Below are 16,988 nucleotides of genomic sequence, written 5' to 3' on the forward strand. Positions count from 1 at the left end.
GGTGCACGCATGGTCCCGAAAAGCGCGGCATTCCCGGAGAAAAACCATGCGATCGAACACAAAAGTCAGGGCCGGATGAACGATTTCATCAGACCTTCGCTCCACAGCTACCGCAGCGCCTCCACGATCGGCCGGTCGGGAAAGCAGGTGGCGGCGTTGCCGTTCTTCTCCTGCCAGGCGCCGATCGAGCGCCGCGTCTTGAAGCCGGGCAGGCCGTCGGCGCCGCCTACGTCGTAGCCCCTGGCCTCCAGCGCCCGCTGCAGCGAGGCGATGTCCGAGCGATAGAGACCGCCGACCCTGCCCCAGCTCCCGGCGAAGGTCCGGTCGCCATGGGCGATGCGATCGGCGCCGTGGCCGATGAACAACGCATAGAGGTCACTTTCGTTGTACTTCTTCAGCACATAAAAATTCGGCGTGACGATGAAGGCCGGACCGCTGCGGCCGGCCGGCATCAGCAGGAAACCTTCCGCTTTTGCCTCCCGAGCGGGGAACGGCTTTCCGGTGACCCGGACAATCCCCATTGCCGCCCATTGGGCGATGCCGCGGCCCTGGTCCGGCCCTTCCAGCGCGCAGGAGACGCTCGCCGGCACCGTCACCTCGAATCCCCAGTCGCGACCCGGCACCCACCCGTAATGGACGAGATAGTTGGCGATGGAGGCGAGCGTGTCCGGCACCGAGTTCCAGATGTCGGCGCGGCCGTCGCCGTCGAAATCGACGGCGTGGTCGAGGAAGGAGGAAGGCAGGAACTGCGGCTGGCCGAGCGCGCCGGCCCAGGAGGATTTCATCTGGTCGCGCGCCACCAGGCCGCGCTCGACCATGACGAGGGCGGCGAGTACCTCCTTGCGGAACATCTCCTTGCGCGTCGCCAGGAAGGCCTTCGTGCCCAGCACCTCGAAAGCGTCATAGGGCATCTTCGCCGCGCCGAAGCCGGATTCGCGACCCCAGATCGCCAGCACCACCTCGCCCGGCACGCCGTAGCGCTTCTCCACGGCGGCGAGCGTCCTGGCATGGCGGCCTGCCCGCGCCCGGCCGCCGGAGGTGACGGCGCCGATCGTCTTCTCGGCGAAATAGCTGCCGGGTGAGCCGAACTCGGCCTGATGCTGCTTCTTCGGCGTGGTCGGCTTCTGGCCGGGCAGGACAAGATCCGGCACCTTGAGGTTCGGGGAGACGCCGGCAAAGGCGGCGTCGAAGGTCTGTTTCGAGACGCCGCTGGCCTGTGCGGCCGGCCACAGATCCTGCGCCAGCCAGGCGCGGAACTGGTCGTCGATCTTGGCGGCGGAGGCAGGGGCTGAAAGCAGGGCAATCGGCAAGACTAGAAGCATTGCCATCGCGGCGAAGATTCGCGCTCTACGCTGCCCCCCTCTGTCCTGCCGGACATCTCCCCCACAAGGGGGGAGATTGGAAGCTTCGACCTCGCCGCACTTCCTGCAACGTCGACGATTTGCGAAAGCAAGGCGGCCGGCCGATCTCCCCCCTTGTGGGGGAGATGTCCGGCAGGACAAAGGAGGGCAACGTAGAGCGCGAATCATTGCTGCCGTCTACAAAGCCTTTGCGTCAAAACGCGGTCCGAGATTTGAGCGCCGCGGCCAGCGTGCCTTCGTCGAGATAGTCGAGCTCGCCGCCAACCGGCACGCCATGCGCCAGCCGGGTGACCTTGACGCCGAAGCCGGAAAGCTGGTCGGTGAGATAGTGCGCGGTGGTCTGCCCCTCGACCGTGGCGTTGACCGCCAGGATGATCTCGGAGACGCCGCCCTCGGCGACGCGGGCGACCAGCCCCTTGATGTTGAGCTGGTCGGGGCCGATGCCGTCGAGCGGCGACAGCGTGCCGCCGAGCACGTGGTAACGCGCATTGAGGGCGGCGGCGCGCTCCAGCGCCCACAGGTCGGAGACGTCCTCGACCACGACGATGGTGGCGCCGTCGCGGCGCGGGTCGGTGCAGATCATGCACGGGTCGACGGTGTCGACATTGCCGCAGGTCGAGCAGACGCGGACCTTGTCCACCGCGTCGGCCATGGCGCCGGCGAGCGGCGCCAGCAGCTGCTCCTTCTTCTTGATCAGATGCAGCGCGGCACGGCGGGCCGAACGCGGGCCGAGCCCCGGCACCTTGGCCAGGAGCTGGATCAGGCGTTCGATCTCGGGACCGGCGATTCGCTTGGACATGGAGGAGGATTTAGAGCAAAGCCCGTCGCCGGAAAACCCGGACAGCTCAAAGGGCCGGCGGGATGACCCGGCAAGTCACACCGCAGGCGTCGCCGGGTGCCCTATCGCAAGGAGTCCGCGCGGCCCTCAGTTGTATCCCATCGCCGGCCGCTCCTGACCGGCTATGATCGCGCCGATGGCGTCGGCGTCGTTGGGATCGACGTCGAAGGACATGGCCGGCCCGGATGCCGGCGCCGGGGCGCTCGCCGGCAGGGCCGGTGCGCCGGTCGTCCAGCCGTCGGCGCGTGCCGTCGCCATCACGACGTTCGGCGTCGGCTTCGCCTCCGTCGTCGCCGGCAAGGCGGCTTGCGCCGGCGCCTCCGGGAACGGCGCGGCATTGGGCGACGGCCCGGACGGCGACGGGCCGTCCATCGCCATTGCGACGGCGGTGGTCTCTTCCGCCGGCGCCGCGCGATCGGCCGGCTTGCGGATCGCAGCGGCCTGTGCACCGTCCGTTCGGCCGCTGATTGCCGGACGGGCCACGGCGACCATGGTCGGCTTGTCGTCGGCGCGGCCGCTGATGGCAGGCCGGGCCTGCAGGCGCGGCTTGGTGTCCGCGCTGGCCATCATCACCACCGGCTGGGCCATACGCTTCTCCGGCGGCAGCACCACCGGGTCGCCGTTGCGGTTGCGCTTCTCGTAGAAGGCGTTGCCGCCGGCGACCACGGTATAGTGCATGTTCTTGTAGGGGAACTTCAGGCCCGCGGTGTGGAAGAACATGGAGTTCTTCACCTTGGGATTACGCTCGCCCTTGAGCACGGCGTCGGCGGCGGCCTCGACGTCCGGCAGAGCCTTGGAGTTCATCTTGCGCGTCAGCACGCCTGGCGCGAACTGCCTCGGGGCGCCGACCACGCCGCATATCGTGTCGCCCCATTTGCCGGAGCGGACACGGTTCATCACCACCGTGCCGACGGCGATCAGGCCGTCGCGGCTCGACCGGTTCGATTCGAAGAACATCGCCCGCATCAGGCATTCCTTCTCGCGGGCTGAGTAGCCGTGGTGGCCGGCCGGCAAGACCATGGACCGCACGCCGTCCGTCAGGTCGGCGGTCTGGCTGCATGCGGAAACCATCAGGGGAAGAAGCGCAACCGTTACAACGGCCGCCACGCGCCTGCGCGCGCTCACGGATATGCCCTCATCATCGCTCCGGCGGCTGTGTGTACTAATGACAACACTGTGCAGGTTTTCGGCGAAATGATGACTTTTGCGTTACCAAATCGCGGCAGGCGGCTCCGTGCAATGTCGCCGGGCCTGCTCAACTGTCAATTTTGTCCTTAAATTCCATGTGTTTAAATAAAATTAACCGCAAACGCCGGAAAGCCGTCGCCAAGCGGCCGCCGCCAGGCGCGACGGTAACATCTGCACGAATCAGCCGGACGATTCGGGGCGGCACGCGATCACGCACGGCCGGAGGACGGCCGCGGGGGCTATCGCGCTACGCGACACGGCGGGCCGAACCACTGTCGACCCCGTCGGTCTACCGTTCAGAACGGCATCTTGAAACCGGGAGGCAGCGGCAGGCCGGCGGTCAGCGCGGCCGTCTTGTCCTTCATCGCCGCCTCGACCTTTGTCTTGGCGTCGTTGTGGGCGGCGAGAATGAGGTCCTCGAGAATCTCGACGTCGTCCTCCTTGAACAGAGAGGGATCGATCTTCAGCGTCTTCATCTCGAACTTGCCGGTGATGGTGACCTGGACGAGGCCGCCGCCGGCCTGGCCGGTCGCCTCCATCAGGGCGATCTCCTCCTGCATGGCCTGGAATTTCGCCTGCATCTCCTTCGCCTTGCCCATCAGGCCGAGCAGATCCTTCATGACTGGGTCCTCTTCAGTTGTCGTCGTCGTCGAGCGACGGATCGGGGGAAATCTCGTCCGCCTCGGCATCGGCGCCGGGCAGTTCGGCCGCGTCGGGAATGCGGACGTCGATCACCTTCGCGCCGGGAAAGCGTGCGAGGATCGCGGCGACGGCCGGGTCCTGGCTGGCGTCGAGGATAGCGGTCTCGCGGCGCGACGCTTCCTGCTGTGCCAGCGTCGGGCCGCCCTCCTCGCGCGACAGCGACACCAGCCAGTTGCGCCCGGTCCAGCTCTTCAGCCTGGTGCTGAGATCGGTTGGCAGCGTCTTCGGCGCCTCGGGCGTCAGCGCGATCTCCAGCCGGCCCGGCTCGATGCGCACAGGCCGCACGCAACGCTTCAGCAGCACCTTGAAGGCCATGTCGCGATTGGCATCGGCAAGCCCCGCTATGTCGGCCAGCGAGCGCACCGGCACGGCGTCGGCAACCGGCTCCGGCTTCGCTTCGGGGATCGGGGCAGGCTGCATCTCCACTGCGGGCATTTCGCGCTCGACCAGCCGCGCCACCGGGCCACCGCCCGCGGATTGCGTCATGCGGGCCGGGGCGGGAGCGGGAGCCTGGTAGGCCAGCGGCGCTCCTGCAGAAGCCGACGCTATCGGCGCCGTTGAAGCAGGCGATCGCGGCGCTGCGGCGCCATTCCCGCCAGACGGAACGCCGGCGCCGTCCAGGGTCTTCATCGCCTCGTCGAGCGTCGGCAGGTCGGCCGCATGCGCCAGCCGGATCAGCACCATCTCGGCGGCCGCGACGGGACGGCTGGAGGACTGCACCTCGGAAATGCCCTTGAGCAGCATCTGCCAGGCGCGCGACAGCACCTTGATCGACAGCGTCTCGGCGAAGGTGGAGCCGCGCGTGCGTTCGTCCTCCGTCAGCGAGGCGTCGCCGGCCGCCGCCGGCACGTAGCGCAGCCGCGTGACGAAATGGGTGAAGTCGGCGAGGTCGGTCAGCACCGTGGCCGGGTCGGCGCCGGTGTCGTACTGCGCCCGGAACTCGGCCAGCGCCGCCGCCATGTCGCCCTTCATAACCTGCTCGAACAGGTCGATGACGCGGGCACGGTCGGCCAGCCCCAGCATGCCGCGCACGGTCTCGGCCGTTACCGGGCCGGCGCTGTGGGCGATCGCCTGGTCGAAGATCGACAGCGAATCGCGCACCGAGCCCTCGGCGGCGCGCGCGATCATGGCGAGCGCCGCATCCTCGACCTCGATCGCTTCGAGCCCGGCGATCTTTCCGAGATGCGAGACGAGCGTTTCGGCCCCGACGCGGCGCAGGTCGAAACGCTGGCAGCGCGACAGCACCGTGATCGGCACCTTGCGGATTTCTGTTGTGGCGAAGATGAACTTGACGTGCGGCGGCGGCTCTTCAAGCGTCTTCAGCAGGCCGTTGAAGGCCTGCGTCGACAGCATGTGCACCTCGTCGATGATGTAGACCTTGTAGCGGGCCGAGACCGGCGCGTAGCGCACCTGCTCGATGATCTCGCGGATGTCGTCGATGCCGGTGTGGGAGGCGGCGTCCATCTCGATCACGTCGACATGCCGGCCCTCCATGATCGCCTGGCAGTGCTGGCCGGGCGTGGTCAGGTCGACGGACGGCTGGTCGATCGAATCGGTCTTGTAGTTGAGGGCGCGTGCGAGGATGCGGGCCGTAGTCGTCTTGCCGACGCCGCGCACGCCGGTCAGCATCCAGGCCTGGGCGATGCGGCCGCTCGAGAACGCGTTGGTGAGCGTGCGCACCATCGGCTCCTGGCCGATCAGCGCGGAAAAGTCGGCCGGACGGTATTTTCTGGCCAGCACGCGATAGGCGCCGGCTTTTCCCGTCTGCTGATTTCCTGCGTCGCTCATCCGGGGGTTGGCCTCCGCTGGCCGCCGGGGCGGCCGGTTCGAATGCTAGCGAGTTTCGCCCGCGCGGCAATGCTCCGTCAACGCCGTGACGGCCGAGGCGCAGGCTTTGCGGAGGTGGGAGGCTGGAACAATGACCCGTTCCGTGCTCGTTAGGGCTGCTTCCTTCCGGACCTGACCCGGTTGGCGAGTGGCGCGTCCACCACCAACCTCCCGACGCTCATATCGGGGATTTGGGGCCGGATTGCAAGGGTGGACGAGTCGGAGGCAAAGGTCTCGGTGATTAACGAGACCGAAGAGTCTGCGAGAGATATTCGGAGAGTCCCGGACGGCGCCAATCCCGGTCGTCCGGCCAACGACTGCCCGGCAGCCCGCCGCCATCGAAGGAGCACCGATGACTGCCCTGCTTCCCGCCGAACTCGCCTGGTACGCCACCGGCCGCTTCTACCAGGCGGGGGACGGCACGCTCGCCGACTACGGCTATTTCCTGCACCTGCCGTTCCCGGACGTGCCTCTGTTCGACGGCGATCCCGGCGAGACGACAGCGCATTTCACCTTCGCCGCCAGGCCGTTCAAGGCCCGGGAAATCAGGAATGGCGCACTGTCGCTCGGCCTCGATCCGATCGGGGAGTTCTCGCTCTACCTGCAGCGCCAGCCGGCCGGAACCTTCGACGATCCGGCCTCCTTTGCGCAGGGCGAGTGCATCGCCACCTTCCGCCGCACCAGCCTGGCGGTCGGCACGACGGTCGCCGTGTCCATAGGTGCAGTGTCGGCGCCGCTGATCGGCACCAACGTGTTCTCGGCCCGTCTGGTCGCCAGTACCTCGTTCGATTTCGGCGGCGGCCGCCACGACCTCGGGCAGCATGTCGGCCGGGGCGTCACGCAGTTCGGCACAGCCGCGGCCACTCCGATCGCGCCGCCGCCGGCTTATAAGCTGGTGCTGCCGTTCACGGGGTCGGCCGTAGCGCTTGGCCGCGCCGGATAGCCCGAAACGGCCCTGGGCCGTTTCGTCGCGGCAACAGTGCCGACTTTCATGGCTGGCATACCGATTTGGCGCTTGATCTCGCGGCGATCGTGCGTATGTACGGCGCGTATCGACTGATCATACCGAAGGCGAAACTTGGCACTCTACAGGGAAAAAGACATCTTCGAACGCCGCAGCGCGGCGAACGAGGCGAAGAGAGCATTGCTCGAACGGTTCAAGACACGGCCGGCGGAAGACGATCCGCAGGTGCTCGCCCGCAGGGCGGAGAGACAAGCGATCATCGAGGCGCGCGAGAAGCGGGCCGCCGAGAAGGAAAAGCAGCGCAAGGAGCGCGAGGCGATCGAGGCCGCCGAGCGGACCCGCCGCGAGGCCGAAGAGGCCGAACGGCGCAGGATCGAGGAAGAGCGGCTGGCCGTCGAGGCGAAAATCCGCGAGCAGGAAGAGAACGAGCGCATCGCGCAAGAACTCTCCGAGGAAGCGGAGCGCAAGGCCAAGCGCGATGCCCGCTATGCGGCTCGCAAGGCGCGCAAGCGCGGCGGCCGCGGCTGATCGATCCTACCTCTCGAGATCTGGCCGGGATGCCTATGCACCCCGGCTTTTGGCGTTGCTGTCGGCGACCCGAAGGGGCGGTGAGATGCTTCGCCGGTCGAGGGGAGTGAGGTGGCCCGGGCGGACTCAGGCGACCAGCTTGAGCCCGACGATGCCGGAGACGATCAGGCCGATGCAGACCAGGCGCAGCACCGTCGTCGGCTCGCCGAGCAGCCAGATGCCGAGCAGCGCGGTGCCGACCGTGCCGATGCCGGTCCAGACCGCATAGGCGGTGCCGACCGGCAATTCCTTCAGCGCCAGCCCGAGCAGGCCGAGGCTGACCACCATGCTGGCGCCGGTGAGGAGCGTGGGCACGAGCCTGGTGAACCCGTCGGTGTATTTGAGGCCGATCGCCCAGCCGACTTCGAACAGGCCGGCGACGAACAACAGGAACCATGCCATCGGTAGTCCTTGTGGCGGCCGTCCCGGCCATGTCTCGAGGGCGCGACGGCGATCCCGCGCGAGGCCGACTATACAGTCCCGGATCGGAGCGGCAACCGCGGCCGGTTGGGCCACGGTCGCCGCTACACGGAACGCGTGATGCCGCCGTCGATGCGGATGTTCTGCCCGGTGATGTAGCTCGACTTGTCGCCGGCGAGGAAGGCGATCAGGTCCGACACCTCCTCGACCCGGCCATAGCGGCCCATCGGGATGCGCTCGCGCCGCTCGCCGGTTTCCGGCAGGCTGTCGATGAAACCCGGCAGCACGTTGTTCATCCGCACGTTGTCGGCGGCATATTTGTCGGCGAACAGCTTGGTGAAGGCGGCGAGCCCGGAGCGGAAAACGCCGGAGGTGGGGAACAGCGCCTCCGGTTCGAAGGCGGCATAGGTCGAGATGTTGACGATCGAGCCGGACTTCTGCGCCTGCATGATCGGCGTCACCAGGCGGGCGACACGCACGGCGTTGAGGAAGTAGATCTCCATGCCCGTATGCCAGTCCTCGTCGGTGAGCTCCAGCACCGGCGCGCGCGGCCCGTGCGCGGCGCTGTTGACCGCCGCGTCGATGCGCCCCCAGCGGTCGAAGGCGGCATCGACCAGCCGCTTCAGGTCGTCGTTCGATCGGTTGGAGCCGGTGACGCCGACGCCGCCGAGCCTCTCGGCGAGCGCCGCGCCTTTCCCGGACGAGGAAAGGATCGCCACCTTGAAGCCCTCCTGGGCAAGCTTGCGCGCCGCGTCCGCGCCCATGCCGCTGCCGCCCGCCGTGATGATCGCCACCTTCGTTTCCGCCATGCCGGCCTCCTGTCGCGTTCCTCCCGTCTTAACGCCGCATGGAGGCGGAGCAAAGCGGGGCGTCATGGCGGGTCCTGGCGGCCTCTGGCCCAGTGAAGCGGGTCCTGCCGGTCCCTTGACGCGGCAGGAGGCATGTCCGAGAGATCGCACGATCCCGCGGCCGTGGCGCCCCGGGACAACGGGGATTGACCAGGTGACCTTGTCCGGATTCTTGCAGCTCGCCGCTTCGACGGCGGTCTTCCTTGTTGCCGCCACCGTGGCGAAATCCTGGGCGCTGGCGCCCGGTCTCGGCAAGCTGGTGCTGACGCTGCTGCTCTATTCGGCCGGCAACCTGATCATGCTGCGGCTGGTGCGGGAGTTCGGCATGGCTTCCGCATTCAGCCTGTCGGCGGTGATCCAGCTCGTCGCCGTCAACGTGATCGCACTGGCCTGGTTCGGCGAGCATCTGACGATGCTGCAGAGTGCCGGCATCGTGCTCGCCATCGTCGCGGTGGCCCTGATCACGCTCGGACCCGCCTTCGGAAAATAGGTCGGGCGCCGGATCGGCCGGCGCCCGCGGGAGGACGCGTCAGGCAGGTTCAGACGCCGATCTTGCCGCCGCCCTGCCTGGTGATGGCGACGACCGCCGGACGCACCGGCATGTCCGGCTTGAAGTCGGGCCAGCGGGTCGACAGGTCCTCATAATAGGAGGGGCGGCCGAAGCCTTCCCAGTCGTCGCCGCCGTCGCCCGGGTGCTGCACGGCGACGAATGCGGTCTGGTCGTCCGGCGTGAACAGCGGGCCGCACATCTCGGCGCCCACCGGCACGCGGTAGAACAGCTTCGACGTGGCGCGCGCCTCGCCTTCGGTGTCGACGGCCCACAGGCCGTCGGTGCGACCGGTCGCCTTCGGGCTGTTGCCGTCGGTCGACACCCATAGGCGCCCGGCCGCGTCGACGGCGCAATTGTCGGGCATGCCGAACCAGCCGTTTGCCGTCGTCGCTGTCGAGAAGGAGGCGCCGACCTCGGCGACCGAGGGGTCGCCGCATTTCAGCAGGATTTCCCAGCGGCCCTTGGTCGCGGCGAAGTCATTGCCGTCCTCGATCAACTCGACGATATGGCCGAAGGCGTTCTTGGCGCGCGGATTGACGCCGTCGACGCCTTCTTCCTCGCGCTTTGTGTTGTTGGTCAGCATGACGTAGACCTTGCCGTTGGTCCCGTTCGGCTGGATATCCTCCGGCCGGTCCATCGGCGTGGCCTCGAGCAGGTCGCCGGCGCGGCGCGTCTCGATCAGCACGTCGGCCTGGCTGGCGAAGCCGTTCTCCGCGGTCAGCGGACCCTGGCCGTGCACCAGCGGCAGCCATTCGAAGCTGCCGTCCTCGGCGAATTTCGCGACATAAAGCGTGCCCTGGTCGAGCAGGTCGAGATTGGCGGCACGGTCATCCGGATTGTAGGTGCCCGCGGTGACGAACTTGTAGACGTAGTCGAAGCGCTCGTCGTCGCCGAGATAGAAGACGACGCGGCCATCTTTTGCCACGATCGACTCGGCGCCTTCGTGCTTGAAGCGGCCGAGCGCCGTGCGCTTCTTCGGCACCGAGTTCGGATCGTTCACGTCGACCTCGACGATCCAGCCGAAGCGGTTGGGCTCGTTGGGCTCCTTGGAGATGTCGAACCGGCTGTCGAAGGCAGCCCATTCATAGGCGCCTTCGGGCACGCCCATGCGCTTGTGGTTGTCGGCCTCGCGGTGACCCTGCGGCAGTTCGCCGGAGAAGTAGCCGTGGATATTCTCCTCGGCCATGATGTAGGTGCCCCACGGGGTCACGCCGCCGGCGCAGTTGTTGACGGTGCCGAACACCTTGATGCCGCTCTGGTCGGCGCTGGTCTTCAGGCGGTCATGGCCGGCGGCCGGGCCGGTGAGCTGCATCTCGGTGGTCGCGGTGATGCGGCGGTTGAGCTTGCCGTCGCGCACGACCTGCCACTTTCCGCCCTCCTTGCGAATCTCGACGACAGTACCGCCATGCGCGGCCATCTCGATGTCGATCTGCTCCTTGCTGAGCGGCGCGACCTCGATCGTCTTCTTGCCGTCCTTCTCCACGATCTGGACGATGCCGGGGAACATCAAGTGCGGATTGGTGTATTCGTGGTTGACCACCAGCAGCCCGTGCTCCGCCGAGCCGTCGATCGGGATATAGCCGACATAGTCGTTGTTGTAGCCGAACTGCCTGGCCTGGGCGGCCGCCGTCTGGGCTGCGGGGTCGAACTCCGGCGAATCGGCGAAGAGCGCGTCGCCCCAGCGCAGCAGCACGTCGGCATCGTAGCCGGCCGCCACGTGATGGGTTTCGTCGACGCCCGCCTCGACCTCGTCGAAGTTGAAGGCGGAGGCGCCGGCGGCGCGTGCATTGTCGGCGGTGATCAGCGCGATCGGGCTGACCGTCGCGGCGATCGCCGTGACGGCGAGCGAGCCGCGCAGGAAGCCGCGGCGCGAGAAGCGCGCGGCGATGATGTCGCCCATCGTACGGTTGTCGGTCGGGTTGCGCCCCGGCCCGTCGTTCTCTTCGAGCCGGCTGGTGACGAATCCGGATTGTGGGGGAAGATGACTGTTCATCCTGGCGACCTCTGGCTGTAGGGATGGCTTGGGATCTCTCGTCGGGACAGCTAGGCATCTTGGCTGACAGTTTGATGACACGATGCGCCAAAGCGCTTGCAGCGGCGAGGCCGACATCCTAGGTGAGCGAGGGCCGTCTTCAGCTCGGCAGCACAGGTCGAAGGATGTCGTTCGTAGAGGCGATCGCCAAGAGGATCGAGTTTCCGCTGTTGCTTGCGGCGATCGTCATCGCCGGCGGCCTGTTCGGCTTCATCGAGATGATGGACGTGGCACGCGACAACGAGCCGCATGCCCTCGACAGCACGATCCTGCTCGCCTTCCGTCAGGCCGGGAATCCCTCGATCCCGATCGGCCCGTCCTGGTTCGCGGAGGCCGTCCGGGACCTGACGGCGCTCGGCAGCGCCAGCGTGCTGATCTTCATCACCGCCGCCACGATCATCTATCTGCTGATCACCGCTCGCCGCGGGCCGGCGCTGTTCGTCTTCCTGGCGGTCGCCGGCGGACAGGTGCTCAGCAGCCTGCTGAAGCTCGGCGTCGACCGACCGCGCCCGGATCTCGTGACGCATCTCGCCGAGGTCCATACGCTGAGCTTCCCCAGCGGCCATGCCATGCTGTCGGCCGTGACCTACCTGACCCTCGGCGCGCTCGCCGCGCGCGTGGCGCCGCGCCGCGCAGTGAAGGTCTACCTGCTCGGGATCGCCCTGCTGGCCACGTTCCTGGTTGGCGCCAGCCGCGTCTATCTCGGCGTCCATTGGCCTTCGGACGTGCTCGCCGGCTGGTGCGCCGGTGCCTCCTGGGCGATGTTGTGCTGGCTGGTTGCGCAATGGTTTCTGCGCCGCCGCCGCGCCGATGACGCCGGCCAGACCTGACGGCATGCGGCGGGCTGCGGCAGCAGCCAGGCTCGGTAAGGCAATGTTAACCCTGCCGGGCGGAAAATCGCTGACAGTCAAGCTGGCCAGGCGATGCGGCAACAGGAAAAGAGCGAACCGCTGACGTCCCGGATCACCGTTCCGGTGATCATCGGCGCGGCTCTGTCATTGGCGCTGGTCGTCGCCTTTGGCGTCTACGCAGTGCTGCGCGTGGATGGACTGGCGGTCGAGCGTCAGCGCAACTTCGCCCGCAGCGGCATCGCCGAGCAGGTCGATGGACTGGCGCGCGAGCAGCGCAGCGTCACGCTGTGGAACGATTCCGTGCTGAAAGCCAAGGCCGGCGACCAGCAGTGGATGCGCGAGAATCTCGGCGAATGGCTGCATTCCTATTACGGCCAGGACCGGGTCTACGTTCTCGACGAACGGAACCGGCCGATCCACGCGATGCGGGACGGAATGACGGTCGATCCTGCCAGCTTTGGCGGCGAGGCCGGCGCGATCATGCCGCTGGTGGCGCGGCTGAGAACGCAGATGCGTCAACGCCCGGCGGAGCCCGGCATCACCGACCTCGTGCGGCTCGGTTCGGTGCCGGCGATCGTCAGCGTGCAGCCGATCATGCCGGATACGGAACTGGTGCGCCAGGAGGCGGGCACCGAATATGTGCACGTCGCCTCGCAGTTCGTCGATGCCGAGCTGGTCAGCCGGGTCGCAGCGCATTATCTGATCGAAGGGGCAAGGCTGACCTCGATCGATCCGCAAACCACCGCAAGCGTCCCGCTCCTCGATTCCGGCAATGCGACCCTCGGCTTTCTGACATGGGAGCCCGACCGGCCCGGTCTGGCGGTGGTGACGCAGACCGCACCGGCGCTGCTTGCCGGTGTGCTCCTCGGCGCCGCCGTTCTCGGCTTCATTCTGCGCCGGCTCCGCCGCGCCTCCCGCGAGTTGCAGTCGAGCGAGGAGGATGCCCGTTACCTGGCGTTCCACGACACCCTGACCGAGCTGCCGAACCGGGCGCTGTTCGAGGACAGGCTCGACCAGGCCCTGGCGACGGTGAGGCGCGGGCGCGGCCGGATGGCACTGTTGTGCGTCGATCTCGACCGATTCAAGCACGTCAACGACACGCTCGGCCATGATGCCGGCGACCAGCTCGTCAAGCAGGTGGCGGAGCGGCTCGGCGAGGGGGTTCGCGAGATCGACACGGTGGCGCGGGTCGGCGGCGACGAATTCGCGATCGTGCTGGTCGACATCCGCGACCAGCGGACGGCCGAGAAGGTCAGCGAGCGCATCCTGGCCGACCTCGGGGAACCGTTCGACATCAAGGGCGACCAGATATTCATCAGCGCCAGCATCGGCATCGCCCTGTCGCCCCAGGACGGCAGCGACGTGAGGGAACTGTTCCGCAAGGCCGACATCGCGCTCTATGCCGCCAAGCGGAGCGGCCGCTCCTGCTTCCGGGTCTTCTCCGACGACATGGACGACACGCTGAAGCACAAGCATCGCATAGAGCGCGACTTGCGCCAGGCGCTCGAGGGCAGCAGGCCGGTCGAGCTCGCCTATCAGCCTGTCTTCGCCATGGACGGGCTGACGCTGCTCGGCGCCGAGGCGACGCTGGACTCGGACCATTTCGCCCATGGGGGCCTGCCCGTCTCGCAACTGATCGCCATCGCCGAGGAACGCGGCGTCATCGGCCTGCTCACGGAACGCATGCTGGCCGCTGCCTGCGCCTTCGCCCGCGACAGTGAAGTCCCGTGGCTGTCGATCGCCCTGTCTCCCGTCTTCCTGCGCCAGGAGGGCGCGGCACAGCTGGTCCAGTCGGTCCTGGCCGAGGCGGGCGTCACCGCCGACCGCCTGCAGGTCGAAATCGGCGAGGGCCTCCTGCTCGACGGCAACCCGGCCGCCCTGGCGGCGGTCCGGGCGCTGCGCGAGGCGGGGGTCCGCATCGCGCTCGACGATTTCGGCACCGGACCGTCGTCGCTGACGCTGCTGCGGCTGCATCGTGTCGACAAGCTGAAGATCGACCGTTCTTTCGTGCGGCTGCTCGGTGGGAGCGATCCTGGCGAAGCCATCGTCAGGGCCATCGCGCAGCTGGCGGCGGCGCTCGGCATCGGCGTGGCGGCCGAAGGCGTGGAAACACCGGAGCAGCGGACCACCCTTGCCGCCCTTGGGTGCCAGGAGATCCAGGGATCGCTGCTGTCGCCGCCCATGCCGGCAACCCGGTTCGCCCGCATGGCGCGCCTCCGTCCGGCACTGCGGAGCGTGCGCAGCGCCGGCTGATTTTCGCTACTGCTCGATGGCCGGTTCTCCGGCCGAGTCGGCCAGCCGATCGGACCAGGTGATCGTCTTGTAGTCGAAGCCGTACTCCAGGGTCGGCTTGACGATCTGGAAATAGGGCGAAAGGTCGAAATCGCGCGGCGTATAGAGGGAGTGATGCCTGATGTGCAGGATCTCCTGGCGCGAGAAACTCGACTGCGCCGAAGCGCGGCCCGGCGCGCGGGTGATCTCAGGCAGGATCGGGTAGCGGATCTGCTCGTAGGCCTCGGCGATCATGCTTGAGCAGATGGCGCGGGTCGGGTCGCCCGACCCGAAGGCGAGCATCCGGCGCCGCCAGCGCACCGGCACCGGCGGTGCCGGCATGAAATAGCGCAGCATGTCGAGAATGTTCTTGGTGTCGTATTTCAGCCCGATCCGCTCGATCATGAAATTCACCACCACCGCGCGATCGTCTGGGGTCAAGCCGCGCGGCCTGCAGATGCGCGTGTTGTAGGTCCGGTATTTGCTGAGCGGCACGGCGACGCAGCCTTCGCCGAGGTTGACCTCGATCAGCCTCGGCCGCTCCGAGCCGTCCTCCGGCTGCGGCAGCGCGTCGCCGACATAGAGCGCTGAATGCGACCAGGTCGATTGGGTCAGATATTTGATGACCGCCGAAATGCGCTGGTTGCCTTCGATCAGCAGGACGTCGCCGGGTTCCAGCGAGCGGCGCAGCGTCTCGGCGTCGGAAGGCGTGTAGGGTTCATAGCCGGATGAGGTTTCCTGCAGCCGTCCGGCAAGCCATTTGCCGAACCGGTCCAGCAACGTGTCTTTTGCCTGGCTCATTCCGACCTCTCCGCCCCAACTATGGACCGGGCAGCCTGAAAGGTGAAGAAGCCAGGCGGTTGCGCTTGACTTTAATCAATCGATTGATTAAAGTTCATGCATGATCAATACGCCCACCCCCCAGCTCTCGCCCGCCGAGCAGACCCGCCGGGCCCTCGTGCTCGCCGCCCTCAAGCTGTTCGGCAGGAAAGGCTTCGAGGGCACCTCGACGCGCGAGATCGCCGCGGTCGCAAACGCAAACATCGGATCGATCGCCTATCATTTCGGCGGCAAGGATGGCCTGCGCATGGCGGCCGCCGACCACATCGTCGAGACCATCCAGGCGATCGCGGGGCCGGTGCTCGGCCGGGTGGATCAGTCGATCGAGGCCGGACTTGACCGCGAGGCGGCTCATCGGCAGCTCGCCGCGGCGGTGGAGCGTATGGTCGGCTTCGTCGTGGCACGGCCCGAGGCCGGCGAGATCGTGCAGTTCCTGCTGCGCGAATTGTCGCATCCGACCGAGGCGCTGGACCGCATCTATTCGGGCGTGTTCGAGCCGACGCACAAGCGGCTCTGCCGTATCTGGGAGGAGGCTACCGGTGAGCCGGCCGAGAGCGAGCGGACAAAGATCACCGTCTTCACCCTGATCGGGCAGGTCATCTACTTCCGCATCGGCCGCGAGGCGGTGATGCGTCGCATGGGCTGGAGCGAGATCGGCGAGCGCGAGGCGGGTGCGGTCGTCGACGTCGTCAGGGCCAATCTCGACGCGATCCTGGCTGCCCGGAAAGGCGGGCCGTCATGAGCCTGCTCTGCGCCATTCCGCTGCTGTCCTCGCTGCTTGCCTCCTGCGGTGCGCCGCCGCCGCTGGCCGTCGGCTATGTCGAGGGCGAATTCGTCCTCCTGGCGCCGATCGAGGTTGCCGAAGTCGAGGAGGTCCTGGTCCGCCGCGGCGACCGGGTGAGCCCCGGCAATCCTGTCGCCACGCTGGAGAAGGGCGACGCCAAGATCGCCGTCGCGCAGGCGGATGCCGCGCTCGACCAGGCCCGCGCCCAGCTCGCCAACCTTCGGCTGGGCAGGCGCCAGGAAGAGATCGACGTGCTGCAGGCGGCCATCGTTTCGGCCGAGGCGCAGGCGACCGAGGCCAAGCGCGTGCTCGCGCGGCTCGCCGACCTTCTGGAGCGCGGCATCGCCACCAAGGCCGATTACGACCGCGCCGCGACCAATGTCGAGACCGCCGACGCCGAGGTCGGACAGGCGAAGGCGAACCTGTCCGTCGCCCGGCTGCCGGCCCGCCCGGAGGAGATCGAGGCGGCCGAGCACCAGGTCAAGCAGGCGGAAGCGGCGCTCGACCAGGCCAACTGGCGGCTCGGCAAGCGCGACATCCGCGCGCCGTCGCCCGGCCGCGTCGACGACATCATCCGCACGCCGGGCGACGTCGCCGGCCCATCCGCACCCGTCATCTCCATGCTGCCTGACGGCGCGGTGAAGCTGAAGGTCTACATTCCCGAGGCGTCCTTCTCCTCGGTGGCGATCGGCTCGCGGCTGTCCGTGCGCTGCGACGGCTGCCCGGACGATCTTACGGCGCGCGTCAGCTACGTCTCGCCCGACCCGGAATTCACCCCGCCGGTCATCTACTCGCTCGAGACGCGCCAGAAGCTCGTCTACCTCGTCGAGGCGCGCCCCGAGGACGGGGCGACGATGCTGCAACCGGGGCAGATCGTCGATGTGGATCTGGCGAATAGCGAATAGCGAATAGCGAATAGCGAATAGCGAATAGCGAATAGCGAAT

Annotated in this window: 16 protein-coding genes and 1 other RNA gene; 7 read left to right on the plus strand and 10 right to left on the minus strand. The window is 67.6% G+C overall.

Annotated features, from left to right (window positions below):
• Positions 1–107 precede the first annotated feature (107 nt).
• The 6 genes from AC5JDC_RS11365 to ffs form a co-directional block, all read right to left on the minus strand.
• A complete protein-coding gene (locus AC5JDC_RS11365; protein WP_495841441.1) occupies positions 108–1,322 on the minus strand; it encodes a lytic murein transglycosylase in 1,215 nt (404 codons plus the stop codon).
• Positions 1,323–1,554: 232 nt separating this feature from the next.
• The gene (gene recR / locus AC5JDC_RS11370) at positions 1,555–2,160 is read right to left on the minus strand and encodes a recombination mediator RecR (protein WP_106772746.1); all 606 of its coding nucleotides are present in this window, start codon (positions 2,158–2,160) and stop codon (positions 1,555–1,557) included.
• 126 nt (positions 2,161–2,286) lie between these two features.
• Positions 2,287–3,330, minus strand: coding sequence for a cell wall hydrolase (locus AC5JDC_RS11375; RefSeq protein ID WP_495841454.1), 1,044 nt, complete (start codon positions 3,328–3,330; stop codon positions 2,287–2,289).
• 353 nt (positions 3,331–3,683) lie between these two features.
• On the minus strand, positions 3,684–4,007 hold the full coding sequence (locus tag AC5JDC_RS11380) for a YbaB/EbfC family nucleoid-associated protein (protein ID WP_106772744.1): 324 nt from the start codon (positions 4,005–4,007) through the stop codon (positions 3,684–3,686).
• A gap of 13 nt (positions 4,008–4,020) precedes the next feature.
• Positions 4,021–5,877 carry a DNA polymerase III subunit gamma/tau gene (locus tag AC5JDC_RS11385; RefSeq protein ID WP_495841442.1) on the minus strand — a complete coding sequence of 619 codons (1,857 nt, stop codon included), beginning with the start codon at positions 5,875–5,877 and terminating at the stop codon, positions 4,021–4,023.
• A gap of 114 nt (positions 5,878–5,991) precedes the next feature.
• An RNA gene (gene ffs / locus AC5JDC_RS11390) (signal recognition particle sRNA small type) lies at positions 5,992–6,088 on the minus strand.
• 180 nt (positions 6,089–6,268) lie between these two features.
• On the opposite strand from ffs, the gene AC5JDC_RS11395 reads away from it, so the two are divergent.
• Positions 6,269–6,859: a hypothetical protein gene (locus tag AC5JDC_RS11395; RefSeq protein ID WP_495841443.1), complete on the plus strand. Its 591-nt coding sequence runs from the start codon at positions 6,269–6,271 to the stop codon at positions 6,857–6,859.
• Positions 6,860–6,994: 135 nt separating this feature from the next.
• Complete coding sequence (locus AC5JDC_RS11400; protein ID WP_495841444.1) at positions 6,995–7,408, plus strand: DUF6481 family protein; 414 nt, start codon at positions 6,995–6,997, stop codon at positions 7,406–7,408.
• Positions 7,409–7,534: 126 nt separating this feature from the next.
• Here the strand turns inward: AC5JDC_RS11400 and sugE are convergent, their stop codons facing one another.
• Together sugE and AC5JDC_RS11410 are read right to left on the minus strand one after the other, a co-directional pair.
• Entirely contained in the window at positions 7,535–7,849 is a 315-nt protein-coding gene (sugE, locus tag AC5JDC_RS11405; RefSeq protein ID WP_495841445.1) for a quaternary ammonium compound efflux SMR transporter SugE, read from the minus strand.
• A 122-nt stretch (positions 7,850–7,971) separates the two neighbouring features.
• Positions 7,972–8,676 (minus strand): SDR family oxidoreductase, encoded by a 705-nt coding sequence (locus tag AC5JDC_RS11410; protein WP_495841446.1) that lies wholly within the window; start codon positions 8,674–8,676, stop codon positions 7,972–7,974.
• A 193-nt stretch (positions 8,677–8,869) separates the two neighbouring features.
• On the opposite strand from AC5JDC_RS11410, the gene AC5JDC_RS11415 reads away from it, so the two are divergent.
• Positions 8,870–9,205 carry a hypothetical protein gene (locus tag AC5JDC_RS11415; RefSeq protein ID WP_106772738.1) on the plus strand — a complete coding sequence of 112 codons (336 nt, stop codon included), beginning with the start codon at positions 8,870–8,872 and terminating at the stop codon, positions 9,203–9,205.
• A gap of 49 nt (positions 9,206–9,254) precedes the next feature.
• Here AC5JDC_RS11415 and AC5JDC_RS11420 read toward each other — a convergent pair whose 3' ends face one another.
• On the minus strand, positions 9,255–11,258 hold the full coding sequence (locus AC5JDC_RS11420; RefSeq protein ID WP_495841447.1) for a PhoX family protein: 2,004 nt from the start codon (positions 11,256–11,258) through the stop codon (positions 9,255–9,257).
• A 164-nt stretch (positions 11,259–11,422) separates the two neighbouring features.
• On the opposite strand from AC5JDC_RS11420, the gene AC5JDC_RS11425 reads away from it, so the two are divergent.
• Both AC5JDC_RS11425 and AC5JDC_RS11430 read left to right on the plus strand, forming a co-directional pair.
• Positions 11,423–12,127, plus strand: coding sequence for a phosphatase PAP2 family protein (locus AC5JDC_RS11425; RefSeq protein WP_106772736.1), 705 nt, complete (start codon positions 11,423–11,425; stop codon positions 12,125–12,127).
• 93 nt (positions 12,128–12,220) lie between these two features.
• Positions 12,221–14,401, plus strand: coding sequence for a putative bifunctional diguanylate cyclase/phosphodiesterase (locus AC5JDC_RS11430; protein ID WP_495841448.1), 2,181 nt, complete (start codon positions 12,221–12,223; stop codon positions 14,399–14,401).
• A gap of 6 nt (positions 14,402–14,407) precedes the next feature.
• Here AC5JDC_RS11430 and AC5JDC_RS11435 read toward each other — a convergent pair whose 3' ends face one another.
• On the minus strand, positions 14,408–15,220 hold the full coding sequence (locus AC5JDC_RS11435; RefSeq protein WP_495841449.1) for a C40 family peptidase: 813 nt from the start codon (positions 15,218–15,220) through the stop codon (positions 14,408–14,410).
• Between the two features lie 100 nt (positions 15,221–15,320).
• Between AC5JDC_RS11435 and AC5JDC_RS11440 the strand changes: the two genes are divergently transcribed.
• Both AC5JDC_RS11440 and AC5JDC_RS11445 read left to right on the plus strand, forming a co-directional pair.
• The gene (locus AC5JDC_RS11440) at positions 15,321–16,001 is read left to right on the plus strand and encodes a CerR family C-terminal domain-containing protein (RefSeq protein WP_495841450.1); all 681 of its coding nucleotides are present in this window, start codon (positions 15,321–15,323) and stop codon (positions 15,999–16,001) included.
• Positions 15,998–16,948, plus strand: a complete 951-nt coding sequence (locus tag AC5JDC_RS11445; protein ID WP_106772732.1) for an HlyD family secretion protein — start codon at positions 15,998–16,000, stop codon at positions 16,946–16,948. The genes AC5JDC_RS11440 and AC5JDC_RS11445 overlap by 4 nt, the downstream gene beginning before the upstream one ends.
• The last annotated feature ends 40 nt before the right edge of the window (positions 16,949–16,988 follow it).

This window comes from Kumtagia sp., assembly GCF_059502445.1.